Below are 25,456 nucleotides of genomic sequence, written 5' to 3' on the forward strand. Positions count from 1 at the left end.
CTGTGCGAAAATATGCCTTTTCGGTAAGTAATAACCGGTAAACGGTTATTTAAGATGAATATTTGAGTAATGATGAATAGATGGTCAAAGGTGGGCATGTGAAGAATGTGGCGGACGTTTTTTCTTTGGATTACGAAGGACGTGGGGTAGCGCGGGCAGACGGAAAAACGGTTTTTATCAAAGGTGCCATGCCGTCTGAAACCGTTAGCTACCGTGTAACCAAATCTAAAAAACAATTTGATGAAGCGGAAGTAGAATCTGTCTTAAAGCCATCGGATGAACGGGTTAAACCAAAGTGTCGCTATTTCGATACATGTGGTGGTTGCGTGCTGCAGTATATTGAGTCGAATGCGCAGGTGGCATTAAAGCAGCGAATTTTGGAAGAGCAATTGGCGCGTATCGGCAAAGTGTTCCCAGAGCAAATCTTGCCGCCGATTTATGCCACACCTTGGCATTACCGTGATCGAGCCAGATTGAGTGTTGCTATTGATGCTTCGGGTGAAGTCAAACTCGGGTTTCAGGCCAAGCGCAGCCATGATGTGGTCGATATTGAGTCTTGTGAAGTGTTGCCGCTGCATATTTCGGCGCAGATTCCTTCGGTGAAAATCTTGCTGCAAAAATTAGTGGATTCGGGCGCAGGAATCAAATTTGTCGAGTTTCACCGCAGTAAAAAACTAACCGTGTTGAATCTGTGTTTTTTCAAAAGGCCGTCTGAAAAAACAGAGCGCCAATTAAGAGAATGGTTTGATGCATCTTTAAAACAGCAAAACAAAACTTGGCAGTTGTGGCTGCAATGCGGAAAAGAATCGGCCAAGGCTTTTTACCCAAGCCATCATATTGATTTGTCGTATGATTTATCTGAATATAATCTGACTATGCCTTATCGGCCGGGTGACTTTACGCAAATCAATGCCGACTTAAATGCACTGATGATTCATCGCGCTATCCAGCTACTGAATATCCGTTCAGGCGAAAGAATTGCCGATTTGTTCTGCGGATTGGGCAACTTCAGTTTACCTATGGCAAAATGTGGCGCAACTGTGGTTGGCATTGAAGGTGCAGATTATTTGGTTAATCGTGCGCAACAAAATGCCATCGCAAATGGCTGTGCAGATCAGCTTGAATTTCAGGTGGCCGATCTATTTGAAACAGATGAAGCGACGGTGGCGTCATGGGGGCAATTCGATAAGATGTTGCTTGATCCGCCGCGTAGTGGTGCTTATGCTGTCGTCAAATCGCTACATTCGCCTTATCTGCCCAAACGCATTGTTTATGTGTCGTGCAACCCTGCGACATTTGCGCGCGATGCTGCTGTTTTAATTGAGAAAGGCTATGTTTTTAAGTCTGCCGGCGTGATGAACATGTTTCCGCAAACCGCCCATGTCGAATCCATCGGTGTGTTTGAGCGGTGAGCCGACAGAATAAGGCCGTCTGTAAAATGGTTTTTAATGTAATTATCTGGGGAGTCATGCTATCATAATTAATCTAGGGGATTACATGATTCGATAGCATAAATAAATGAGTGTCGAACATATTAATACATTGGCAGCGTGATGCGCATTCGTGCATCATCGGGAGGTGTTCTTGAATTATTCGCTTTTAATCATCTTGCTGGCGCTTTTGTTGCTGGTCTTGTTGTTCGTGCGCTATAAACAAGGCGGTGCGACGGCAAAAAAACCGAGCAAAGCGGCTAAAGCATCAAGACAAAATAATCATCAAAATCAGGCTGACGAAGCTTCTGATGGTGCAGATTGGATGGATAAAGTCAATCAATCTGTTTCCAATACCGACAACCAAGATTGGGAGTGGGGCACAGAAGGCGGCAGCGGCACATCTACGGCTTCCGTATCCGCTCAGGAAGTCGATCCATTAACCGAATATCAAGTTTATAAGCAATTCGGCTATGAAAGCAAAGCAGCCGAATCTCTTGCCAGCTATCTCAATGGCTTACCTGGTGGCGCACCTGAAAAATTAGTTCATGAATTGGTCGGCTTAAATCTGCGTGTTGGTAATATCGATAAATTAGCCGAAACCTTAGAAAATCACGGTTCTGCTTTGCCTGAAGACAGTTTGGCTGAATATGTGAAGCTGGGTCTGATGGCTGAGCCTACCCATTTGCGTCTGCGCGTTTTGGCAGAGAGCAAACTGGGCTGGAACATGCAGGAAGTGGCTCGTCAAATCGGTGAAAACAACGGTCTGGATGAAAATATCGTCACCAATCCTGTTCTTACCATCGATTCTGCCAATCCACAAGCTGCTAATGGCTTTTCTAAACGTGCGCCAATTGTTTTGGGTAAAAAAGAATTCAGCGATATTACCCCTGAAGAGTTGAGCGCAGTCATCGGCTTTGTGAAACCGGAGCAAAGTGCCAAGATTCTGAAAGATAAAGTGAATTATGAAACGGCGGTAGAGCAGTACAACCGCGCGATTCATCACTCTGCCAAACCTGCAAGCCTGATTATTGATGCCTTGAAACTGGATTATCAAAACGAAGAAGTCGGTCAGTTTGCCAAGCACTTGTGGAAGCTTTATTACTCTTTGGGTCAGTATGGTCGCCAAGTTAAAGAGCGTATGTTGGGCTGGGGCTACAGCTTAGGCTACCATGAGCTTTTCGATGATTTGGAACGCAGCCCGAGCGAGCAGCAAGTGCTCGAAATCGGCTTATCACGTGGTTATTTGCAACCAACTGCCTTGCAAATGAAAGCCAAATACCGCGACTTGGTACAAAAAGATTCTTCTATCATCAGCGCAAATAATTCACCTGCCGACGAGGCATTGAAAGAAGTGGAATCTTTGCTGATGTATGGTCAGCTGGATCAAGCGATTGGTACCTTGGAGCAGGCTGTATTGCAATATCCGCAAGAATCACAGCTTTACGTTATGTTGTTTGATCTTTATGAGCGTGCTGAAGATTGGGCGCGTTTGGAACAATTCTTACGTTTATTGCGCGAACGCGCCGTAAGCTTGCCGGAAGAAGTCGTTTTGGCCATGAGCCGCTTGTTGCAACGTGTCAACCAACATTCTAATAAAATAAAATAACCCAAGAGAGTACCAATAATGGACAATCTGTTACCTAAGATTAAAACCATACGGATCATGCTGCAAGAAGTGGGTGAGCAGCAAGAGGCCGTATTCCGTATGGCTTTTAAAATGCACAATACGACGAATTACGAAATTGTCACGCCTGAATCAGCCGATAAACCGGATTTGATTTTGGTGGATACCGACTCACAACAAGGGATGGAAGCATGGAAGGCAGCAACAGCAGCCTATCCTGAAACACCGGTAGCCATGTTCTCTTCATCAGAACCGACCGTTACCACACCTTATCTGCCGAAACCAATCAAATTTGACACCTTATTCCCTATCTTGCGCAGCTTGGCACAAGGCGGACAGATTTTTACCGTTTCAGACGGCGTAACCTCCAGTCAAGAAGCAGGGCAAATTCAAGCCGATGGTACGCGCAAAGCAACCATTCGCCGTTTCAATCCGCAAAAAGGTTTGCTGGGCGCGTTGAAATTTGCCAGCCAAGGTCATCAAGATATTGCCGTTTTGCATCAAGGCAAACCGGTATTGATCGTGTTCCCCAACATTCAGCGTGTTTTATCAGGCTGCGCCGTAAAACTTCGCCGTTCACGGCGGAGATATAAGGCGCGGACTGCGTAGCAGTCCTAAAACCGTTGATATTCAGTTAATCAGGCGTTTTCTGCTGTTCAATATACTGCCGAATAATCGTAATCGGCGCACCACCACAGCTACCTGCAAAATAAGACGGCGACCACAACGCACCGCCCCATAATTTTTGTTTGATGCTTGGATAATTTTTCTGTCTAATCATGCGGCTAGATACACCTTTCAAGCTGTTCACCAGTTTTGAAATAGACACTTTGGGCGGATAGTTCACAAGTAAATGAACATGGTCATCTTCGCCGTCAAATTCCACCAGTTGCGCTTCAAAATCGGTGCAGACGCTCTCAAAAATACCGCGCATATCGTCCAAAATTTCTTTTGTGAACACTTTTCGGCGATATTTTGCGACAAATACCAAATGTACATGAAGATTAAAAACAACGTGCCGACCACGTCTTAAATCAGTTTCTTTTTCCATAGACCAAGTGTAAAATTGCTAAAAATTCCATTATCCATGAAATCATGTTAATACTCAAAACATTCAAATTTGAACTGATGCCAAACGGCGAGCAAATCCGCAAAATGAAACAATTTTGCGGTTGTTCGCGTTTCGTATTCAATCGTGCTTTGGCGTATCAAAACGAACAATATCAACAAGATAATTCGTTCAAATTTAGCTACACCAAAATCGCAAATTTGCTGCCTGAATGGAAACGAGAATTAGACTGGCTAAAAGACTGCCACAGCCAAGTTTTGCAGCAAAGTTTGAAAGACTTGGAAAGCGCATTCAAAAACTTCTTTGCCAAACGCGCAGATTTCCCCAAATTCAAACGCAAAGGCGAAAAAGACAGTTTCCGCTTTCCGCAAGGCTGTAAATTGGAGCAGCAAAATAATCGTATCTATTTGCCCAAAATCGGTTGGGTGCGCTATCGCAACAGCCGACACGTTTCAGGCAGCCTGAAAAACGTAACCGTATCGCAAAAATGCGGTAAATGGTTTGTATCTATGCAAACCGAAACCGAGCAGGAAATCGCGCAGCCAAACGGTGGCGAAACTGGGATTGATATGGGTGTTGCCAAATTTGCAACATTGTCCAATGGTCAGTTTTTTGAGCCAATCAACGCATTCAAAACGTTGAAAGGCAAACTAGCAAAACTGCAAAAACAGTTCAAACACAAAACCAAATTCAGCAAAAACTGGCAGAAACTGAAAGCAAAAATCAGCCGTTTGCACCACAAAATCAGCAATATCCGTAAAAACTACCTGCACCAAATCAGCAGCGCAATCAGCCAAAACCACGCGATTGTGTATGTGGAAGATTTGCAGGTGGCGAATATGTCCAAATCCGCTAAAGGCAACGCCGTGCAGCATGGAAAAAACGTTGCTGCCAAATCAAGCTTAAACCGTGCGATTTTAGACCAGTCTTGGTTTGAGTTTCGCCGTCAGTTGGACTATAAGCTGTTGTGGCGCGGTGGGCATTTGGTGGCTGTTCCGCCACAAAATACCAGTCGTTGTTGCCCAGCTTGCGGACATACTGCCAAAGATAACCGTCAAACACAGGCAAACTTTGAATGTGTGCAATGTGGCTATCAAAACAATGCGGATATTGTGGGTGCAATCAATGTGTTAAAGCGCGGTCAAGAGATTTTGGCAGCGCAAAAGTAAAATGAAGTTTCAGGGCAGGACGTGCCCGTAGCGTCTGTGAAGTGAACCGTGCAGTAAGGCGGTCAGCAGCAGAAACCCACCGAAGCGATTTGTGAATGGCTCAATGCCGTTCACAAATCGCCGTAGGAATTCCCTCCCTTCAGGGAGGGAAGGACGTCAATGAGCCAAGCCGGTGATAATGCTGTATTGGCTTTAATGGCCAAAGAAAGCGGCAAATTAGGTTTGATTCTGCTGGACGCTAAACGTGCAGCTAAGCACATTTCTGAAATTTTATAATTTAAAACATTGGGTTATCTAAAAGATTAAAATAAACTGTTGACAGATTTTATATGATTAAATATAATCTATTTCTTATTCCCTGATAGCTCAGTCGGTAGAGCGACGGACTGTTAATCCGCAGGTCCCTGGTTCGAGCCCAGGTCGGGGAGCCAAATTTAAAAAGACCACCGTATAGGTGGTCTTTTTTTATGAATAAATTTTGTGTATTGGTGCAGTAGGATATCAGGTATTCATGCATCAGTTGAAAATAAGCAACGAAATAGATAATATGCCGTCTGAAAATAATTTTCCAATTTTGATAAAACAACACTCACTTAAAACACATTATATTCAATGATAACCGACACAACTCCCCCGACATCCCGATTTAAATTTGCGCTTAAAAGTGCAGCTTGGCACTTATTAATCAGCCTTTTTGTCGCAGGTGCTGCAGCGCTATTGGTTTTTAAAATCTGGTATCCGCACCCCTATGCGGAGTTAACCGGAGGTTTGGCGTTATATAAATTAGTTGTGATGGTTGATGTGATATGCGGTCCATTATTAACCTTGGTATTGGCCAGTCCCAAGAAATCCACGAAAGAACGCATAATAGATTTTAGTTTAATTGGTGCGATCCAATTGGCAGCATTATTGTATGGGCTTTACAGCGTGTCTCAAGCGCGTCCGGTAATCGCTGCATTTGAGCAAGACAGAATCATGGTGGTTACCGCTGCTGAAATTGATTATGAGCAACTATCCAATGCGCCGGAAGGTTTGCAGCAATTATCATGGTTTGGCGTAAAGCGCGTGGGTTTGCGTGAACCTGTGAATTTGGAAGAGGCCAATCAAAGTTTATCCATGTCTTTGCAAGGGATTGAGCCAAGCATGAGACCGAATTGGTGGCTTGAGGATAATGAGCAAGAGCGTGCCAAAATTCGCGCCAAAATGAAACCTTTATCGGTATTGGCGCAAGCGCGAGGCTTAAGTGAAGCAGAAATTCTTTCGACTGCTTCAGTAAAATCTAATGAGCAGCTTTATTACTTACCTTTTACCAGTAGTTTTAATAAAGATTGGATTGTTTTGCTTGACCAACATGCAGATTTTGTGGCCTATGCACCTATAGACGGCTTTATCGTTAGCCATTAATTTATGCAAATATATTATTCTATAGTCATATTAAATATTTATTCAATATTTAACTAAATAAATTCTTTACTAAGCCAAAGTTAGCGTAAACGCCTAATTTTGGCTTAATTGTTTTTTGCCTATAAATAAACATATTAAAAACAGTGGTATAAAATTCAATATTTATTGTCATATCGCGTTTATCTCGGATTATGATTATAACCGTCCATCTTAATATTTAATATATTATTAATGTTGGTTGGAAAGTGACAAAAAACGGCACATGCACAAATTGGCAAAGATAAATATGACGAATATCCATGAAAACTGACAAAAAATGTCATATTGAAATTTTTCAACTCAGCTTTAAGCACGGATATTTTAGGCCGTCTGAAATTTAAAAATGTATAATTATTATTTGACGTCCTTCCCTCCCTGAAGGGAGGGAATTCCTACGGCGATTTGTGAACGGCATTGAGCCATTCACAAATCGCTTCGGTGGGTTTCTGCTGCTGACCGCCTTACTGCACGGTTCACTTCACAGACGCTACGGGCACGTCCTGCCCTGAAACTTCATTTTACTTTTGCGCTGCCAAAATCTCTTGACCGCGCTTTAACACATTGATTGCACCCACAATATCCGCATTGTTTTGATAGCCACATTGCACACATTCAAAGTTTGCCTGTGTTTGACGGTTATCTTTGGCAGTATGTCCGCAAGCTGGGCAACAACGACTGGTATTTTGTGGCGGAACAGCCACCAAATGCCCACCGCGCCACAACAGCTTATAGTCCAACTGACGGCGAAACTCAAACCAAGACTGGTCTAAAATCGCACGGTTTAAGCTTGATTTGGCAGCAACGTTTTTTCCATGCTGCACGGCGTTGCCTTTAGCGGATTTGGACATATTCGCCACCTGCAAATCTTCCACATACACAATCGCGTGGTTTTGGCTGATTGCGCTGCTGATTTGGTGCAGGTAGTTTTTACGGATATTGCTGATTTTGTGGTGCAAACGGCTGATTTTTGCTTTCAGTTTCTGCCAGTTTTTGCTGAATTTGGTTTTGTGTTTGAACTGTTTTTGCAGTTTTGCTAGTTTGCCTTTCAACGTTTTGAATGCGTTGATTGGCTCAAAAAACTGACCATTGGACAATGTTGCAAATTTGGCAACACCCATATCAATCCCAGTTTCGCCACCGTTTGGCTGCGCGATTTCCTGCTCGGTTTCGGTTTGCATAGATACAAACCATTTACCGCATTTTTGCGATACGGTTACGTTTTTCAGGCTGCCTGAAACGTGTCGGCTGTTGCGATAGCGCACCCAACCGATTTTGGGCAAATAGATACGATTATTTTGCTGCTCCAATTTACAGCCTTGCGGAAAGCGGAAACTGTCTTTTTCGCCTTTGCGTTTGAATTTGGGGAAATCTGCGCGTTTGGCAAAGAAGTTTTTGAATGCGCTTTCCAAGTCTTTCAAACTTTGCTGCAAAACTTGGCTGTGGCAGTCTTTTAGCCAGTCTAATTCTCGTTTCCATTCAGGCAGCAAATTTGCGATTTTGGTGTAGCTAAATTTGAACGAATTATCTTGTTGATATTGTTCGTTTTGATACGCCAAAGCACGATTGAATACGAAACGCGAACAACCGCAAAATTGTTTCATTTTGCGGATTTGCTCGCCGTTTGGCATCAGTTCAAATTTGAATGTTTTGAGTATTAACATGATTTCATGGATAATGGAATTTTTAGCAATTTTACACTTGGTCTATGGAAAAAGAAACTGATTTAAGACGTGGTCGGCACGTTGTTTTTAATCTTCATGTACATTTGGTATTTGTCGCAAAATATCGCCGAAAAGTGTTCACAAAAGAAATTTTGGACGATATGCGCGGTATTTTTGAGAGCGTCTGCACCGATTTTGAAGCGCAACTGGTGGAATTTGACGGCGAAGATGACCATGTTCATTTACTTGTGAACTATCCGCCCAAAGTGTCTATTTCAAAACTGGTGAACAGCTTGAAAGGTGTATCTAGCCGCATGATTAGACAGAAAAATTATCCAAGCATCAAACAAAAATTATGGGGCGGTGCGTTGTGGTCGCCGTCTTATTTTGCAGGTAGCTGTGGTGGTGCGCCGATTACGATTATTCGGCAGTATATTGAACAGCAGAAAACGCCTGATTAACTGAATATCAACGGTTTTAGGACTGCTACGCAGTCCGCGCCTTATATCTCCGCCGTGAACGGCGAAGTTTTACGGCGCAGCCTGATAAAACAATAACTTTTAATAAAATGTGAGAAATTTTTAAGATTTCTTAAAAATTGGCACGTCTGTTGCTTGATATAAAATGTCCGGCAAAGTTGAAGCGCAACGGATACTGAGTCGGAAGCTGTATATTCCTTCTTCTTTATGGTTTTACTCATACGCAGTAAACGAAAGTGCCAAGCGCATTACGGATTTTTAAAATATAATACACAACCTATTATTCACAAATTTTTAACTGGAGTTAATGAAATGAAAGCAATCCAAAAAGGTTTCACCCTGATCGAGTTGATGATCGTAATCGCAATTATCGGTATTTTGGCCGTAATCGCTCTGCCAGCATACCAAGACTATACTGGTCGTGCCCAAGTTTCTGAAGCTATTGGCTTGATGGAAGGTCAAAAATCTGCAGTAGTAGAATATTATGCTGATAAAGGTAAATGGCCTACTAAAAATGAAGATGCTGGTATTGCAGATGCTACTGCTATTACTGGTAAATATACTGCAAAAGTAACAGTAGAAGGCAAAGATGGTGTTATTACTGCAACTATGAAATCTGCTGGTGTAAATAAAGATGTTAAAGGGAAGACAGTTATCTTAGTGCCTAAGCAAGAAGCTGGTTCATTTTCTTGGACTTGTAAATCAGGTGCTAAAGATGGTTTACCAGCTAAATTCTTGCCATCATCTTGTCGTTAATTATGATGCTAAAAAAGCGGGGATTTTTCTCCGCTTTTTTAATAATTTGATATGATAAATAAGAAAAATAAATATTCTTAGGATTGAATTTAATGAAAATGGGGTTAATTAGGGCGTTGCAGCAAAAAGGCTTTACTCTGCTTGAGCTGATGATTGTGATTGCTATTATCGGTATTTAGCTGTGATTGCTTTACCTGCTTATCAAAATTATGTCGCTCGTGCGCAAGTGGCTGAAGGGATTATGTTGGCAGCAAGTATGAAATCTGAGATTGAAGAAGCTTTTGCAGATAAGGGGAGTTTACCCATTTCTGTTACTGTTTCAGAAAAAGCAGATGCCGGGCATTATGTTAAGGTAGTGCGAGTTGAAGAAAATGGGACGATTGTTGCAAAGATTGGTACAGCTGCTGCTACACCTATTCAAAATACAGAGGTTTATTTAATCCCGAGTTTTGCAAAAAATACAGGAAAAAATGAAAAAGGCAATACTATTTGGGGATGTAGTGGTACTATGGATCCTTATTTCTTGCCAGTATCTTGTAAAGAGTAACCAGATTTAGTTTGGTTAAACCTAAAAGATTTTTTTTGTTTAATGGCTCTTTATTTTTATCCCGTTTTATTTTTTAGAGAAAATATTTTTGCTTTAGTAAAAGGCCGTCTGAATTTTTAGACGGCCTTTTACTATTATTTAATTTCCTAACCAGTCAACTGCTTGGTAATCAGTTTCTTAATCGGTGGAAAATTATTGCTGGCGCGCAACACCAAGCCGCGTAGTATTTTGGCTGGGGCGGTTTCGTTGGTGAAGAGTTTCAACAGCATATTGGTGCCGTGGTAAATCGGGTGGGCGTGCAGCATGTGCTTGCTGTTGTATTTTTCCAGCAGGGTGCTTGAACCGATGTCTTGGCCGCGTTGTTCGGCTTCTAAAATGAGTTTGGCCAAAATATCGGCGCTGGATAAGCCTAAGTTAAAACCGTGCGCGGTGACGGGGTGCATGCCAACGGCAGCATCGCCGATGAGGGCGCTGCGTTTGCCGTAGAAACGTTGGGCAATCATGCCGACCAGCGGATAGTTGTGGAATGTGCTGACTACTTCCATATCGCCCAAGCGGCCTTTTAATTGGGCTTTGACCATCGCGGCCAATTCTTCATTGCTTAAGGCTTTGATGGAGTCGGTTTTGTCGGCATCAACGGTGATAACGGTGTTGGTGATGTGTTCTTCCAGCGGTAGCAGGGCAATGGTACGGCCGTAGTGGAAGCATTCATAGGCGGTGTGGTCGTTGGAAAGGGTATGTTTCATACGGCCGACAAACATGGTGCGGCTGTAATCGTGCATATCAGATGAAATGCCCAATTGGCGGCGGGTTTGTGAGAAGCGGCTGTCGGCGGCCAAAAGCAGGCGTGCGGTCAGGGTGTCGCCGTTTTCAAGGATGACCTGCGCTTCTTGATCGGATACTTTGACGTCTTTGACGTTGGTTTCGGTCAGAATAGTGACGTTGTCGAGTGTGGCGACCACTTCATACGCGGCTTTGCGGATGTTGTGGTTGGAAACCAAGTAGCCTAAGCAGTCTGCCGGTTCGCCGCGTGCTTGGGTGGGCTGTGGGAAGTGCAGTTGGTAATCGGATTGGCCGTTTAATACTTTAGCATCGCGTAATGGGTAGATTTCGTCTGCCGGAATACGCTCCCACATGCCTAAGCGTTGCATGATTTCACGGGAAAGGTGGGTGAGCGCGATTTCTCGGCCGTCGTATGGCGGATTTTGCAACACGGCCAGTGGGCTGCGTTCGATAAGGGTTACTTTTAAACCGCTGCCTGCCAGTTCTGCGGCAAAGCTGAGGCCGGCCGGGCCTGCGCCGACGACAAGAATATCGCTGTGTAAGCTCATGGAGGTATCCTTTATTGTAATGGCTGTGGATTATTTTCAGACGGCCTTAAGTGTACTGTGTTTTGGCAGTTGAGGGGTAATCCAGAATAATTGATAAATTATAGCAAAATTGCTTATAGAATAAAGCAAAGATTCATTCGGTATGCAAGTTTTTACGTGGGCTTTAATGTATATCAAGTGTGGATTATCAAGGTAGGGGCAGGAATACTTGCTGAGTAAGAAAGCTGGAGACCTTTGCAAAATCCCTATCTTTGGCACATTTCTTCGTTGTGCGCTGCTCGAAAGCTTGCCTATCTTTGTGATATGTCTTCGCTTTCTTCGCTGCTACAACTTTGAACTGTACTCAAATCTAGGGTTTTTCAAAGGTCTCAGAGGGTTAATATAAATTAACGCGGCGGAAGTAGGAAATTAAAGATAAGAAAAAACCGCTTCTGAGTAAGAAGCGGTTTTATTTGAGTGGATTACTCTTCAGAACCGGTGTAAGGGCGAACGCTTACAGTTTTGCGGTTTAACGCGCCTTTGGTTTTGAATTCTACGTAACCGTCAACTTTAGCGAACAAAGTGTGGTCTTTGCCCATGCCTACGTTGTCGCCGGCGTGGAATTTAGTGCCGCGTTGACGAACGATGATAGAGCCTGCCGGAATCAGTTCGCTGCCGAAGGCTTTTACGCCCAAGCGTTTGGCTTCTGAGTCGCGACCGTTGCGGGTGCTACCGCCTGCTTTTTTACTTGCCATGTTGAATACTCCTTAGCTTGTGTTAAATTAGGCGATTGCCACGATTTCAATTTGGGTGAAATTTTGGCGATGGCCTTGGCGTTTTTGGTAGTGTTTGCGACGACGCATTTTGAAAATGCGGACTTTTTCGCCACGACCGTGAGCCACTACTTTAGCTGTTACTTTTGCGCCTTCGATAAAAGGTGCGCCTACTTTTACAGACTCGCCGTCAGCAATCATCAAAACTTCGTTCAGTTCGATTTGGCTGTCGAGTTCGGCTGGTATCTGTTCTACTTTCAATTTTTCGCCAACGGTAACTTTGTATTGTTTACCGCCGGTTTTTACGACCGCGTACATACTCAACTCCATGAGAATTATGGTTAAATCATTCGCACCCCATGTGCGAAACATTGAATTTTATGTGTATTTTGCTGTTTTGTCAAAGTTTATTTCTGTTGTGATGAAAATGCCGTCTGAAAGGTGTGTAAAACGGTCTTTGCTGCTATAATCGCGCGCTGGATTATGATATTTTTATGCAACACTCTCTTTTAATAATTTTCTAGAAATTCCGGTCATGCTCGAAAATCTGCCTTATTTCCAACGTCATCTGCCTGACGATTTAGCCAAAGTCAATGTTGTGATTAATCAAGCCGTTCAGTCGGATGTGGCGCTGATTTCCCAAATCGGTACCTACATCATCAGCGCCGGCGGCAAGCGACTGCGCCCGATTATCACCATCTTGGCGGGTAAGGCCGTGGGCTATGATGATGAGAGACTGTATTCGCTGGCAGCGATGGTGGAATTTATCCATACCTCAACGCTGCTGCATGACGATGTGGTGGACGAGAGTGATTTGCGCCGTGGCCGTAAAACCGCTAATAATTTGTTTGGCAATGCGGCGGCAGTGTTGGTGGGTGACTTCTTATATACCCGCGCATTTCAATTAATGGTCGGCTCGGGCAGCATGAAGATTTTGGAAGTGATGGCAGACGCAACCAACATTATTGCTGAAGGCGAAGTGATGCAGCTAATGAATATCGGCAACACTGATATTACGGAAGCCGAATATGTGCAGGTGATTCAATACAAAACGGCCAAGCTGTTTGAGGCAGCGGCGCAAGTTGGTGCGATTTTGGGTCAAGCCACGCCGGAGCAAGAGCAGGCGTTGAAAGATTACGGTATGTATGTCGGCACGGCGTTCCAGATTATTGATGATGTGTTGGATTATTCGGGTGAAACCGAAGAAATCGGCAAAAACGTTGGCGATGATTTGGCTGAAGGTAAACCGACTTTACCGCTGATTTATCTGATGCGTAATGGTTCGGAGCAAGCGGCGAACGATGTGCGCCATGCTTTGGAAAATGCCGACCGCAGCTATTTTGAGAAAATCCATCATCATGTGGTTAATTCAGATGCGTTGCCGTATTCAGTAAGCGAGGCACGTAAGGCAGTTGAAAAAGCGATTGCGTGTTTGGATATTTTGCCGCAAAGCGAAATTACCGAAGCCATGCGTCAGCTTGCTGAAGAGTCATTGGCACGTGTGTCTTAAAAAGAGCGTGACATGAATTTCAGTTTTATTCCGCTTTTTTTGGTGGCGCTGATTTTGCTGGGCGTGTTGAGCAACAATAATTCGATTACGATTTCTGCGATTGTCTTATTGTTGATGCAACAAACCGCCTTGGCAAAATACATTCCTTTAGCGGAGAAATACGGCTTGAGCGTCGGCATTATTTTTCTGACCATCGGCGTATTAAGCCCTTTGGTTTCGGGCAAAGTGCAGCTGCCTAACCTTGCGGCCTTTCTAAATTTTAAAATGTTGGCTGCAGTTGCTGTCGGTATTTTTGTGGCGTGGATTGCCGGACATGGCGTGCCTTTGATGAGCAGCCAACCAATTTTAGTAACCGGTTTGTTAATCGGCACCATCGCCGGCGTGGCTTTTTTCGGTGGTATCCCTGTTGGGCCGCTGATTGCAGCAGGGATATTGTCATTTATTGCCGGAAAAGTTTAGTGCGCTCGCCATAGTTCAACGGATAGAACGTATGCCTCCTAAGCGTAAAATACAGGTTCGATTCCTGTTGGCGAGGCCAATTATATCAATGCCGTCTGAAAAGTTTCAGACGGCATTGTTGTTTTAAAAATAAAAGAGGCCGTCTGAAATTTTCAGACGGCCTAACTTTATTCTTGTGCCACCAGTGTAGCGGAGCTATCGGCATGGTTTGCTTGCAAGGTGGTGAGTTTCTTGGTGAGGAAGTTCAGAATTACGCCATAAGCAGGCAGGAAAAACAGGGTGCAGATGGCGAGTTTGAATAAGTAATCAATAAAGGCGATGCCCGGCCAATGCTGTGCCATAAAGGCATCGCTGCTGGCATAAAAGGCGACGCCGAAGAAAACCAATGTATCTAAGGCATTGCCGATTAAGGTTGATGCAGTTGGTGCAGCCCACCATGATTTCAGACGGCGTAAGCGGTTGAATACAAAAATATCCATCATTTGACCGAGCGCATAGGCGGCAAAGCTGGCAAGGGCGATTCGGCCGACGAAGGTGTCGAATGTGGCCAACGATGCCCAGCCTGTCCAACTGCCTTGGCTGAATAAAACGGAAAATACATAAGAGAGCAATAAGGCAGGGAACATCACGCGGAAAATAATCCGGCGGGCTAGGTGTGAGCCGAAAATGCGTACGGTCAGGTCGGTGGCTAAGAAGATAAACGGAAAGCTAAGCGCACCCCAAGTGGAATGCACGCCAAAAATTTCAAAAGGGAACTGCACCAGATAATTGCTGGAAGCGATGATGAGAATATGGAATAAAACGAGCCAAAACAGGGCTTTTTTCTGTTGTGCTTGGGTAAATTGATACATGAGCTTCTTTCGGAAACGGCTTTCAGACGGCCTGTTTGCATGATGAGGCCGTCTGAAAAGGATATGGGATCTTTTAAAATGGGTTTAGTGTGCGTCGTGTTCAAACAGGCGTTTGCGCGCCAAGTTTTCAAACTCGGTGTCGGCTTTGCCGTAGTTGGCAAAAGGATGAATGGCAATGCCGCCGCGTGGGGTGAAATCGCCATAAACTTCGATGTATTTCGGATCCATTAGTGCAATCAGGTCTTTCATGATGGTGTTGACACAGTCTTCATGAAAATCGCCGTGGTTGCGGAAGCTGAATAAATAGAGTTTCAGTGATTTGCTTTCCACCATTTTGATGTGCGGAATATAGCGGATATAGATGGTAGCGAAATCCGGCTGGCCGGTCATTGGGCACAGGCTGGTAAATTCCGGACAGATGAATTTGACGAAATAATCGTTACCGGGATGCTTGTTGTCGAATGCTTCCAAGATGTTGGGATCGTATTCGGTGGGGTATTGGGTGTGTTGGTTACCCAATAGGGAAATACCGTTTAGCTCTTCGGTGTTGCGGGACATTTTTGATTTCCTTAGTTTTTTAATGTGGGAGGTTTTCGAACCACGTAACCTTTAATTTTAATATAAAAATTTGTTTCTGTGTGGGGGTTTAATTTCAAGTTGGCAGGGAAGAATGATGAAATAGTGTCACGTTGAATGAACTAATATACGGATTGTGCTTCTAAACTAGAGTATTTATATGACAATTATATTTCTTAAGAGATAGTGTATTTATGTAATAGTCATGCATTTAAAATAAGATTATCGGTTATTATTGCGGTTAATCAGATGTAATTATGCATAATGCAACCCGTTTGTAATTTGGGTAAACCGATTATCAGATTTTCATTAGAAAAATAATCAGCTGAATTAATATAGTGTTGAAAAGTAAGTATCTGGTATATTAAGGTAAATGAATATGTCATTATTCATCCTGCTTTATTCAAAACAAATTAGCCATCTGAATAAGAGAGCATACAATGAGTTTTTCACAAGTCGAATTAGTTAATGCGTTGCGCTTGTTGTCAGGCCGACTACACGGGGCAAAACAGACAATCAATTGTTGTTGGCCAATTTGGTGGTGCAAGGTAGCTGGACTTTTGATTTCTGGGGTAAAAAACCGTGAGCAATTGACCTCAATTTTAGGCCAGCGTCAGGCTGTGTTATATGAAGCACATCAGGCGCGGATTGCCTTAGCGCATGCGGTAGCGGCGCAATATTTTGCTTGGTAGGCCTTGGCGGAACAGCAGGCGTTGATTGAGCAGCGTATGGCTTTATCCGACAAAATGTTGCAATTGGTTAAGCGTCGGATTGGTGCGAAATTGATGCCGTCTGAATCGGTTTATCCGATTGAAATGGCGCAACAAAAATTGGAGTTGGAAAAGCTGACCTTAGCGCAACAGCAGCTGAAAGTGCGCCACAGCTTGGCTGCATTAACCGGTACCACGCCGATGGGTTTAGCCGTTTCTGCGCCGGAAAAGCTGGCAAATGCACCGGTGTTGCCGGTGGGTAAATTGCATGCCGATTTATTGGCAGTACGTCCGGATGTGGCGGCGCAAAAAGCCCTGTTAAGCGCGCGCCTGCATAAGGTTAAATCAACTGAAGCTGAGTTTTATCCGAATATTGAATTGAAAGTATTGGCCGGTTTAGGTCATATTGATGCGTTTAATGTGGTGCGGAACAAAGCCTCTGGTATGTTAGGCGTCGTGCCGGCGCTGAATCTGCCGATTTTCACTTCCGGTGCCTTGCAATCCCGTTTGGCTGGTAAGCGCGCGCAATACAATGAGCAGGTGGCTGTGTATGATCAGGCGGTTTTAAACGCCATGCGCGCATCGGCCGATGCCATTGTAGATTATCAAAGTTTGCAAGCGCAAAAGCCGGTATGGGAGAGAATGCTGAAAACCTCGGAGAAATCAGTACGCGCAGCGCAAGGGCGTGTGAAAGCAGGTTTGGAAAATGGTTTGTCGGTGTTGAAGCAGCAGGATGAGGCTGTTCAATTAAGAATGAATCAGGCTCAGCAACAGGCGCAATTGTTGACGGCATGGAGTAATGTGCATATGCAATTGGGTGGCGGCTTTAGAAGCAGTAAATAAATGTATAAGTTTCAAGTGTTCAGACGGCCTTAAAAAGGCCGTCTGAATTTTTATTCTTAAAAACAAAGTAGTAAAAGAATTGTCGTTTTGTATTGAAAGAATGTTTGAAGATAACACCAATACAAAAAGTAACTTGATTGAGTATGGCGCCAGATTATAAAATACTGAACCTATTTGGCTTATTTAATATCATTTAAATCAAATCATAAGCAATTGCTATTTAACATAAATATAAATAGTTCACGTTTTTGACATCGGGATTAAGTACACTCATGGATCACCAGCAAGACAATAATCAAACGCCAAATCCACCTCCTGCGCAAGCTATCTCGAACACGCATGATCATCGGACACGCAATCTGACGATTATTACCTTATTTTTTATTGTGTTGGCCTTGGGTGCGGCATTGGTGTATTTCTTGATGCTGCAAAAAGAGGAGGCTACAGACGAGGCTTATGTCGCCGGCCATTTGGTGCAGATTACCCCGCAGGTGAATGGTACCGTGCGTAAGGTGATGGTTGATGATACCGATGTGGTCAAAAAAGGTGATGTGCTGGTTTCCTTGGATGGCACCGATTTCCAATTGGCTTATGATCGTGCACAAAATGAATTGATTCAAGCGATTCGTCAAAACAAGCAGCAAACGGCAAGCAATTCGCAAGTGCAGGCAGAAGTTTTGTTGCGTAAGGCTGAATTAGCCAAAGCTCAGTCGGATTTAGGCCGACGCGAGGCATTGGCGGGAACGGATGCCATTTCAGGAGAAGAATTGAGTCACGCACGGGCGGCTGTGGTTCAGGCGCAAGCGGCATTAAAGGCGGTAGAAGCACAAGAAGCGGCTGCTCAAGCGGCTTTGGGAAATAATATTCCATTGCGTCAACAACCGGCGGTTCAGACGGCTGTCAGCCATATTAAAGATGCTTGGCTGAATCTGCAGCGTACACAAATCCGTTCTCCTATGGCCGGACAAATTGCTAAACGGAGCATTCAAGTGGGGGGCAGCGTATTCAACAAGGTGCAGCATTAATGGCGGTGGTGCCGTTACACAATTTGTGGGTCGATGCAAATTTTAAAGAATCGCAATTGCGTAAAATGAAAATCGGCCAGCCGGTGCAAATGGTGACCGATTTGTATGGTGATAAAGTTGTCTATCATGGGAAAGTAATGGGCTTGTCTGCAGGGACAGGCAACGCATTTGCATTACAACCTACTCAAAATTCAGCCGATAGTTGGACTAAAGTGGCACAACGTGTGCCGGTTCGAATCAGTTTAGATGAAAAAGAATTGGCGGCCAATCCATTACGAGTCGGCTTATCGATGACGGTAACAGTAGACATTTCTTCTGCGGGGACCGGTAAAAATATGGCAGCGACTGCGGAGCGAAACACAACTTTGCCGGAAGCAGATAGTATAGATTGGGCTGCTGCAGATGCTTTGATTGAGCAGATTTTTGAAAAATATGCGAAGTGGTATTTATAGAGGCCGTCTGAATATTCAGACGGCCTTTTAATTATGCATTTAGATTCAACAATAAATCGCGGAAAGCGTTTGGGTCTTTAATGAAAGTCATTTCTCCAGATTGTGGGAAATGGAAATCCAATAAGCGTGATACCCAAAAGCGAATGCATCCTGCACGTTGGGCAATTGGGAAGTAAGCACGTTCTTCATCAGATAATGGCCGTATGCTTTCGTAACCTTTAATAAAGGCATCACGTAAAGATACATCCAAATGATTATCGGCTGCTCGTGCCCAATCGTTTACCGCAATTGCTAAGTCATACATAAAGTTACCGTTGCAGGCATAATAAAAATCAATAAAGCCGGCAACCTGTTCACCATCCAGCAAAACATTATCTTTGAACAAATCAGCATGAATGATGCCGGAAGGTAGGTGATGGCCTAAATTTTGATCTAAAAAAGCGATTTCCTGTTGCAATAACTGTGCATCTTCGTTACTTAAAACGGGTAAGAGCTGAGTGCAGGCTTCATGCCACCAGCGATCATAACGCGGGTTTTCCATCGTTAACGGAAAGTCTTGGCCGGCTAAATGCATCTTCGCCAGCATCGCGCCAGTATTAAAACATTGAGCTTCCGTCGCCCAGCTGGTGTCGGAGCCTTTCAAGCAAGTTACCAAGCAAGCCGGTTTGCCAACTAAAGTAGAATCTAATTTACCGTCTTTACGAATAATCGGAGCTGGGCAGGCAACACCGTTATTGCTTAAATGTAAATTCAATTGTAGGAAAAAAGGCAATTCTTCTTGTTTGAGTACTTCAAATATAGTTAATACATATCGCCCTGTTGTGGTAGTTAAAAAATAATTGCTGTTGGTAATTCCTTGGGCGATACCTTGCAAAGAAATAAAATCACCTAAATCATATTGAGTGAGAAACGCACGCATCTCATCATCTGAAACACTCGTATAGACCGACATAATCAAAAGCCTGATGGATAAAAAAGATAAAAGTAGCCTGAATCATACCAAAAAATTCCCTATATAAGCATCAAGGCCGTCTGAAAGCTGTGGCTTCTGATAGAAATATGTCGTAAAAAGACAAGTTAAAAGCCGTCTGAAAAATTTCATTTCAGACGGCTTTTGCATATAGGGGAATAAGTTTGGGTAGTTGGAGTAGTTTTTTACAAATTAGTTGAAATTAAATTTGATTGTAAAACAGCGATTTGTTGGACTTTGTAGAAATTTGTTGTTTGTTGGAGTTGACGGTTTTGGGGGAGAGGGGTATAGTTCGGTTCTTCGCTGCTGACGCAGTGGCGAAACGAACTTATAATTATAGCACGGTTGATTTGATTTTTCGATGAATTTTGAAAAAAGAGTTGACAAGCAGTTTGAGTGATGTATAATTCGGTTCTTGCTCTTTAACAAACAGATTACCGATAAGTGTGAGTGCGACAAGCCTCACACTGCGACAAAAACAGACAAGATGTAGATTTATCTATACTTTGTCAGTTTCTTTGAAGCAGACCAGAAGTTAAATAAGTTAGAGATTAAACATAAGAGTTTGATCCTGGCTCAGATTGAACGCTGGCGGCATGCTTTACACATGCAAGTCGGACGGCAGCACAGAGAAGCTTGCTTCTTGGGTGGCGAGTGGCGAACGGGTGAGTAATATATCGGAACGTACCGAGTAGTGGGGGATAACTAATCGAAAGATTAGCTAATACCGCATATTCTCTGAGGAGGAAAGCTGGGGACCTTCGGGCCTAGCGCTATTTGAGCGGCCGATATCTGATTAGCTAGTTGGTGGGGTAAAGGCCTACCAAGGCGACGATCAGTAGCGGGTCTGAGAGGATGATCCGCCACACTGGGACTGAGACACGGCCCAGACTCCTACGGGAGGCAGCAGTGGGGAATTTTGGACAATGGGCGCAAGCCTGATCCAGCCATGCCGCGTGTATGAAGAAGGCCTTCGGGTTGTAAAGTACTTTTGTCAGGGAAGAAAAGCATAGTGCTAATATCACTGTGTGATGACGGTACCTGAAGAATAAGCACCGGCTAACTACGTGCCAGCAGCCGCGGTAATACGTAGGGTGCGAGCGTTAATCGGAATTACTGGGCGTAAAGCGAGCGCAGACGGTTAGTTAAGCAAGATGTGAAATCCCCGGGCTCAACCTGGGAACTGCGTTTTGAACTGGCTAGCTAGAGTGTGTCAGAGGGGGGTAGAATTCCACGTGTAGCAGTGAAATGCGTAGAGATGTGGAGGAATACCGATGGCGAAGGCAGCCCCCTGGGATAACACTGACGTTCATGCTCGAAAGCGTGGGTAGCAAACAGGATTAGATACCCTGGTAGTCCACGCCCTAAACGATGTCAATTAGCTGTTGGGCAACTTGATTGCTTAGTAGCGTAGCTAACGCGTGAAATTGACCGCCTGGGGAGTACGGTCGCAAGATTAAAACTCAAAGGAATTGACGGGGACCCGCACAAGCGGTGGATGATGTGGATTAATTCGATGCAACGCGAAGAACCTTACCTGGTCTTGACATGTACGGAATCCTCCAGAGACGGAGGAGTGCCTTCGGGAACCGTAACACAGGTGCTGCATGGCTGTCGTCAGCTCGTGTCGTGAGATGTTGGGTTAAGTCCCGCAACGAGCGCAACCCTTGTCATTAGTTGCCATCATTCAGTTGGGCACTCTAATGAGACTGCCGGTGACAAGCCGGAGGAAGGTGGGGATGACGTCAAGTCCTCATGGCCCTTATGACCAGGGCTTCACACGTCATACAATGGTCGGTACAGAGGGTAGCCAAGCCGCGAGGTGGAGCCAATCTCACAAAACCGATCGTAGTCCGGATTGCACTCTGCAACTCGAGTGCATGAAGTCGGAATCGCTAGTAATCGCAGGTCAGCATACTGCGGTGAATACGTTCCCGGGTCTTGTACACACCGCCCGTCACACCATGGGAGTGGGGGATACCAGAAGTAGATAGGGTAACCGTAAGGAGCCCGTTTACCACGGTATGCTTCATGACTGGGGTGAAGTCGTAACAAGGTAGCCGTAGGGGAACCTGCGGCTGGATCACCTCCTTTCTAGAGAAAAGAAGAGGCTTCTCGCATTCACACTTATCGGTAAACTGTAGAAGATGCAAAAGATATTGAGAGATTGAAAAAGAACGGTTTAAAAGCTGAACTTAAACGATTTCAAAATAACGACCTTGGGTTTGTAGCTCAGCTGGTTAGAGCACACGCTTGATAAGCGTGGGGTCGGAGGTTCAAGTCCTCCCAGACCCACCACAACTCATACTGGGGGCATAGCTCAGTTGGTAGAGCACCTGCTTTGCAAGCAGGGGGTCATCGGTTCGATCCCGTTTGCCTCCACCACACACTTCCCAAATCAAAGTCAGTTGGCAGAAGTTAAATAAAAAAGCGCTTAGCGCTGATTTTTTGTTTAACGACTGAAAAAGCTTGACTGCAAAAAGAAGGCTGATATAATGGCCAGCTCATTTTGATTTGCGAAGTCAATAGCAATATTGAAAAGCATCGATCTTTAACAAATTGGAAAGCCGAAATCAACAAACAAAGACAATGTTGATTTACTTTGACAATTAGCTATTTGCAAATGGCTGATTGTTGTGAAGAAGTAAATCACAGTATTTGGGTGATGATTGTATCGACTTAACCCTGAAACACAAAAGGCAGGGTTAAGACACAACAAAGCAGTAAGCTTTATCAAAGTAAAAACATCTAGTTCCACTACTTGTCAACGGTAGTGCGGATTAAGTCAAAGAGGTTCTTGAAATGATAGAGTCAAGTGAATAAGTGCATCAGGTGGATGCCTTGGCGATGATAGGCGACGAAGGACGTGTAAGCCTGCGAAAAGCGTGGGGGAGCTGGCAATAAAGCTTTGATCCCGCGATGTCCGAATGGGGAAACCCACTGCATACTGTGCAGTATCCTAAGCTGAATACATAGGCTTAGAGAAGCGAACCCGGAGAACTGAACCATCTAAGTACCCGGAGGAAAAGAAATCAACCGAGATTCCGCAAGTAGTGGCGAGCGAACGCGGAGGAGCCTGTACGTGATAATTGTTGAGATAGAAGAACAAGCTGGGAAGCTTGACCATAGTGGGTGATAGTCCCGTATTCGAAATCTGATCAATGGTACTAAGCGTACGACAAGTAGGGCGGGACACGTGAAATCCTGTCTGAATATGGGGGGACCATCCTCCAAGGCTAAATACTCATCATCGACCGATAGTGAACCAGTACCGTGAGGGAAAGGCGAAAAGAACCCCGGGAGGGGAGTGAAATAGAACCTGAAACCTGATGCATACAAACAGTGGGAGCGGACATGTTCCGTGACTGCGTACCTTTTGTATAATGGGTCAACGACTTACGTTCAGTAGCGAGCTTAACCGAATAGGGGAGGCGTAGGGAAACCGAGTCTTAATAGGGCGAATAGTTGCTGGGCGTAGACCCGAAACCGAGTGATCTATCCATGGCCAGGATGAAGGTGCGGTAACACGCACTGGAGGTCCGAACCCACGCATGTTGCAAAATGCGGGGATGAGCTGTGGATAGGGGTGAAAGGCTAAACAAACTCGGAGATAGCTGGTTCTCCCCGAAAACTATTTAGGTAGTGCCTCGAGTATGAGACTGATGGGGGTAAAGCACTGTTATGGCTAGGGGGTTATTGCAACTTACCAACCCATGGCAAACTAAGAATACCATCAAGTTGCTCCTCGGGAGACAGACAGCGGGTGCTAACGTCCGTTGTCAAGAGGGAAACAACCCAGACCGCCAGCTAAGGTCCCAAATGATAGATTAAGTGGTAAACGAAGTGGGAAGGCCCAGACAGCCAGGATGTTGGCTTAGAAGCAGCCATCATTTAAAGAAAGCGTAATAGCTCACTGGTCGAGTCGTCCTGCGCGGAAGATGTAACGGGGCTCAAATCTATAACCGAAGCTGCGGATACGTGTTTACACGTATGGTAGGGGAGCGTTCTGTAGGCCGAAGAAGGTGCATTGAGAAGTGTGCTGGAGGTATCAGAAGTGCGAATGTTGACATGAGTAGCGATAAAGCGGGTGAAAAGCCCGCTCGCCGAAAGCCCAAGGTTTCCTACGCAACGTTCATCGGCGTAGGGTGAGTCGGCCCCTAAGGCGAGGCAGAAATGCGTAGTCGATGGGAAACAGGTTAATATTCCTGTACTTTGATTCAATGCGATGTGGGGACGGAGAAGGTTAGGTTAGCAAACTGTTGGAATAGTTTGTTTAAGCCGGTAGGTGGAAGACTTAGGCAAATCCGGGTCTTCTTAACACCGAGAAGTGATGACGAGGCACCAAGGTGCTGAAGTAACCGATACCACGCTTCCAGGAAAAGCCACTAAGCTTCAGTTGAATCAGAACCGTACCGCAAACCGACACAGGTGGGCAGGATGAGAATTCTAAGGCGCTTGAGAGAACTCAGGAGAAGGAACTCGGCAAATTGATACCGTAACTTCGGGAGAAGGTATGCCCTTCGATGTGAAAGACTTGCTCTGTAAGCATTGGAGGGTCGCAGAGAATAGGTGGCTGCGACTGTTTATTAAAAACACAGCACTCTGCTAACACGAAAGTGGACGTATAGGGTGTGACGCCTGCCCGGTGCTGGAAGGTTAATTGAAGATGTGCAAGCATCGGATCGAAGCCCCAGTAAACGGCGGCCGTAACTATAACGGTCCTAAGGTAGCGAAATTCCTTGTCGGGTAAGTTCCGACCCGCACGAATGGCGTAACGATGGCCACACTGTCTCCTCCTGAGACTCAGCGAAGTTGAAGTGGTTGTGAAGATGCAATCTACCCGCTGCTAGACGGAAAGACCCCGTGAACCTTTACTGTAGCTTTGCATTGGACTTTGAAGTCACTTGTGTAGGATAGGTGGGAGGCTTAGAAGCAGAGACGCTAGTTTCTGTGGAGCCGTCCTTGAAATACCACCCTGGTGACTTTGAGGTTCTAACCCAGACCCGTAATCCGGGTCGGGGACCGTGCATGGTAGGCAGTTTGACTGGGGCGGTCTCCTCCCAAAGAGTAACGGAGGAGTTCGAAGGTTACCTAGGTCCGGTCGGAAATCGGACTGATAGTGCAATGGCAAAAGGTAGCTTAACTGCGAGACCGACAAGTCGAGCAGGTGCGAAAGCAGGACATAGTGATCCGGTGGTTCTGTATGGAAGGGCCATCGCTCAACGGATAAAAGGTACTCCGGGGATAACAGGCTGATTCCGCCCAAGAGTTCATATCGACGGCGGAGTTTGGCACCTCGATGTCGGCTCATCACATCCTGGGGCTGTAGTCGGTCCCAAGGGTATGGCTGTTCGCCATTTAAAGTGGTACGTGAGCTGGGTTTAAAACGTCGTGAGACAGTTTGGTCCCTATCTGCAGTGGGCGTTGGAAGTTTGACGGGGGCTGCTCCTAGTACGAGAGGACCGGAGTGGACGAACCTCTGGTGTACCGGTTGTCACGCCAGTGGCATAGCCGGGTAGCTAAGTTCGGAAGAGATAAGCGCTGAAAGCATCTAAGCGCGAAACTCGCCTGAAGATGAGACTTCCCTGAGGATTTAATCCTCCTAAAGAGTCGTTCGAGACCAGGACGTTGATAGGTCGGGTGTGGAAGCGCAGTAATGTGTGAAGCTAACCGATACTAATTGCTCGTGAGGCTTGACTCTATCATTTGAAGAACTTCAAAGATAAAAGCTTACTGATGATTCAGTCATCACCAACAGTTGATTAAAGAATAAATAAGTGCAGGAGACTGCATAAC

18 protein-coding genes, 4 tRNA genes, 2 rRNA genes, 4 pseudogenes and 1 riboswitch are annotated in these 25,456 nt (G+C 44.9%); of the genes and pseudogenes, 20 read left to right on the forward strand and 8 right to left on the reverse strand.

Going from position 1 to position 25,456, the window contains the following annotated elements; all coding sequences use genetic code 11:
- Window positions 1–80 precede the first annotated feature (80 nt).
- The 3 genes and pseudogenes from rlmD to GJV52_RS07660 form a co-directional block, all read left to right on the forward strand.
- On the forward strand, window positions 81–1,412 hold the full coding sequence (gene rlmD, locus GJV52_RS07650) for a 23S rRNA (uracil(1939)-C(5))-methyltransferase RlmD (protein WP_097784581.1): 1,332 nt from the start codon (window positions 81–83) through the stop codon (window positions 1,410–1,412).
- 166 nt (window positions 1,413–1,578) lie between these two features.
- A complete protein-coding gene (locus GJV52_RS07655; RefSeq protein ID WP_100563120.1) occupies window positions 1,579–3,039 on the forward strand; it encodes a 23S rRNA methyltransferase in 1,461 nt (486 codons plus the stop codon).
- Window positions 3,040–3,057: 18 nt separating this feature from the next.
- Window positions 3,058–3,606 (forward strand): annotated as a pseudogene (locus GJV52_RS07660) (response regulator); the annotation flags it as partial.
- Window positions 3,607–3,691: 85 nt separating this feature from the next.
- On the opposite strand, the gene tnpA (GJV52_RS07665) reads toward GJV52_RS07660, so the two are convergent.
- Window positions 3,692–4,108: an IS200/IS605 family transposase gene (gene tnpA / locus GJV52_RS07665; protein WP_095503171.1), complete on the reverse strand. Its 417-nt coding sequence runs from the start codon at window positions 4,106–4,108 to the stop codon at window positions 3,692–3,694.
- Window positions 4,109–4,152: 44 nt separating this feature from the next.
- On the opposite strand from tnpA (GJV52_RS07665), the gene GJV52_RS07670 reads away from it, so the two are divergent.
- The 4 genes and pseudogenes from GJV52_RS07670 to GJV52_RS07680 all read left to right on the forward strand — a co-directional run bounded on the left by GJV52_RS07670 (window position 4,153) and on the right by GJV52_RS07680 (window position 6,699).
- On the forward strand, window positions 4,153–5,295 hold the full coding sequence (locus GJV52_RS07670) for an RNA-guided endonuclease InsQ/TnpB family protein (protein WP_095503172.1): 1,143 nt from the start codon (window positions 4,153–4,155) through the stop codon (window positions 5,293–5,295).
- Window positions 5,296–5,451: 156 nt separating this feature from the next.
- Window positions 5,452–5,571, forward strand: a pseudogene (locus tag GJV52_RS13570) (roadblock/LC7 domain-containing protein); the annotation flags it as partial.
- A 79-nt stretch (window positions 5,572–5,650) separates the two neighbouring features.
- Window positions 5,651–5,726 (forward strand) — tRNA-Asn (locus tag GJV52_RS07675).
- Window positions 5,727–5,907: 181 nt separating this feature from the next.
- The gene (locus GJV52_RS07680; protein ID WP_100564634.1) at window positions 5,908–6,699 is read left to right on the forward strand and encodes a fimb protein; all 792 of its coding nucleotides are present in this window, start codon (window positions 5,908–5,910) and stop codon (window positions 6,697–6,699) included.
- A gap of 557 nt (window positions 6,700–7,256) precedes the next feature.
- Here the strand turns inward: GJV52_RS07680 and GJV52_RS07685 are convergent.
- The gene (locus GJV52_RS07685; RefSeq protein WP_095503172.1) at window positions 7,257–8,399 is read right to left on the reverse strand and encodes an RNA-guided endonuclease InsQ/TnpB family protein; all 1,143 of its coding nucleotides are present in this window, start codon (window positions 8,397–8,399) and stop codon (window positions 7,257–7,259) included.
- Window positions 8,400–8,443: 44 nt separating this feature from the next.
- Here GJV52_RS07685 and tnpA (GJV52_RS07690) point away from each other — a divergent pair, with 44 nt between their 5' ends.
- From tnpA (GJV52_RS07690) to GJV52_RS13260, 3 genes and pseudogenes are all read left to right on the forward strand, one after another.
- On the forward strand, window positions 8,444–8,860 hold the full coding sequence (tnpA, locus tag GJV52_RS07690; protein WP_095503171.1) for an IS200/IS605 family transposase: 417 nt from the start codon (window positions 8,444–8,446) through the stop codon (window positions 8,858–8,860).
- A 330-nt stretch (window positions 8,861–9,190) separates the two neighbouring features.
- A complete protein-coding gene (locus tag GJV52_RS07695) occupies window positions 9,191–9,634 on the forward strand; it encodes a pilin (protein ID WP_100564486.1) in 444 nt (147 codons plus the stop codon).
- 98 nt (window positions 9,635–9,732) lie between these two features.
- Window positions 9,733–10,181 (forward strand): annotated as a pseudogene (locus tag GJV52_RS13260) (pilin).
- A 146-nt stretch (window positions 10,182–10,327) separates the two neighbouring features.
- Here the strand turns inward: GJV52_RS13260 and ubiM are convergent.
- The 3 genes from ubiM to rplU form a co-directional block, all read right to left on the reverse strand.
- Window positions 10,328–11,512, reverse strand: a complete 1,185-nt coding sequence (gene ubiM / locus GJV52_RS07705; protein ID WP_100564479.1) for a 5-demethoxyubiquinol-8 5-hydroxylase UbiM — start codon at window positions 11,510–11,512, stop codon at window positions 10,328–10,330.
- A 461-nt stretch (window positions 11,513–11,973) separates the two neighbouring features.
- A complete protein-coding gene (gene rpmA / locus GJV52_RS07710; protein WP_095503238.1) occupies window positions 11,974–12,246 on the reverse strand; it encodes a 50S ribosomal protein L27 in 273 nt (90 codons plus the stop codon).
- 27 nt (window positions 12,247–12,273) lie between these two features.
- A complete protein-coding gene (rplU, locus tag GJV52_RS07715) occupies window positions 12,274–12,582 on the reverse strand; it encodes a 50S ribosomal protein L21 (protein ID WP_095503237.1) in 309 nt (102 codons plus the stop codon).
- A gap of 217 nt (window positions 12,583–12,799) precedes the next feature.
- Between rplU and ispB the strand changes: the two genes are divergently transcribed.
- The 3 genes from ispB (at window position 12,800) to GJV52_RS07730 (ending at window position 14,312) form a co-directional block, all read left to right on the forward strand.
- Window positions 12,800–13,774: an octaprenyl diphosphate synthase gene (ispB, locus tag GJV52_RS07720; protein ID WP_100564482.1), complete on the forward strand. Its 975-nt coding sequence runs from the start codon at window positions 12,800–12,802 to the stop codon at window positions 13,772–13,774.
- A 12-nt stretch (window positions 13,775–13,786) separates the two neighbouring features.
- Window positions 13,787–14,233, forward strand: a complete 447-nt coding sequence (locus GJV52_RS07725; protein WP_095503236.1) for a DUF441 domain-containing protein — start codon at window positions 13,787–13,789, stop codon at window positions 14,231–14,233.
- A 4-nt stretch (window positions 14,234–14,237) separates the two neighbouring features.
- Window positions 14,238–14,312, forward strand: a tRNA-Arg gene (locus GJV52_RS07730).
- 88 nt (window positions 14,313–14,400) lie between these two features.
- Here the strand turns inward: GJV52_RS07730 and GJV52_RS07735 are convergent.
- Window positions 14,401–15,084, reverse strand: a complete 684-nt coding sequence (locus tag GJV52_RS07735) for a 7-cyano-7-deazaguanine/7-aminomethyl-7-deazaguanine transporter (protein WP_095503235.1) — start codon at window positions 15,082–15,084, stop codon at window positions 14,401–14,403.
- Window positions 15,085–15,168: 84 nt separating this feature from the next.
- Window positions 15,169–15,642, reverse strand: coding sequence for a preQ(1) synthase (queF, locus tag GJV52_RS07740; RefSeq protein WP_095503234.1), 474 nt, complete (start codon window positions 15,640–15,642; stop codon window positions 15,169–15,171).
- A 5-nt stretch (window positions 15,643–15,647) separates the two neighbouring features.
- Window positions 15,648–15,692, reverse strand: a riboswitch (PreQ1 riboswitch).
- 408 nt (window positions 15,693–16,100) lie between these two features.
- Between queF and GJV52_RS13265 the strand changes: the two genes are divergently transcribed.
- The 3 genes and pseudogenes from GJV52_RS13265 to GJV52_RS07750 all read left to right on the forward strand — a co-directional run bounded on the left by GJV52_RS13265 (window position 16,101) and on the right by GJV52_RS07750 (window position 18,690).
- On the forward strand, window positions 16,101–16,352 hold the full coding sequence (locus GJV52_RS13265; RefSeq protein WP_229436936.1) for a hypothetical protein: 252 nt from the start codon (window positions 16,101–16,103) through the stop codon (window positions 16,350–16,352).
- Window positions 16,353–16,355: 3 nt separating this feature from the next.
- On the forward strand, window positions 16,356–17,213 hold the full coding sequence (locus tag GJV52_RS07745; RefSeq protein WP_229439400.1) for a TolC family protein: 858 nt from the start codon (window positions 16,356–16,358) through the stop codon (window positions 17,211–17,213).
- 272 nt (window positions 17,214–17,485) lie between these two features.
- A pseudogene (locus tag GJV52_RS07750) lies at window positions 17,486–18,690 on the forward strand (efflux RND transporter periplasmic adaptor subunit).
- 31 nt (window positions 18,691–18,721) lie between these two features.
- Here GJV52_RS07750 and thrB read toward each other — a convergent pair.
- The gene (gene thrB / locus GJV52_RS07755) at window positions 18,722–19,642 is read right to left on the reverse strand and encodes a homoserine kinase (protein ID WP_100564484.1); all 921 of its coding nucleotides are present in this window, start codon (window positions 19,640–19,642) and stop codon (window positions 18,722–18,724) included.
- A gap of 571 nt (window positions 19,643–20,213) precedes the next feature.
- Between thrB and GJV52_RS07760 the strand changes: the two genes are divergently transcribed.
- The 4 genes from GJV52_RS07760 (at window position 20,214) to GJV52_RS07775 (ending at window position 25,361) form a co-directional block, all read left to right on the forward strand.
- Window positions 20,214–21,754 (forward strand): 16S ribosomal RNA (locus tag GJV52_RS07760).
- A gap of 127 nt (window positions 21,755–21,881) precedes the next feature.
- Window positions 21,882–21,958: transfer RNA gene (locus GJV52_RS07765), tRNA-Ile, on the forward strand.
- Between the two features lie 11 nt (window positions 21,959–21,969).
- Window positions 21,970–22,045 (forward strand) — tRNA-Ala (locus GJV52_RS07770).
- 424 nt (window positions 22,046–22,469) lie between these two features.
- Window positions 22,470–25,361: ribosomal RNA gene (locus GJV52_RS07775) — 23S ribosomal RNA — on the forward strand.
- Together the 16S and 23S rRNA genes with 2 tRNA genes alongside form the textbook arrangement of a ribosomal RNA operon.
- Window positions 25,362–25,456 lie beyond the last annotated feature (95 nt).

Origin of the sequence: Neisseria brasiliensis (assembly GCF_009671065.1) — a bacterium.
In the GTDB taxonomy this organism is placed as follows: domain Bacteria; phylum Pseudomonadota; class Gammaproteobacteria; order Burkholderiales; family Neisseriaceae; genus Neisseria; species Neisseria brasiliensis.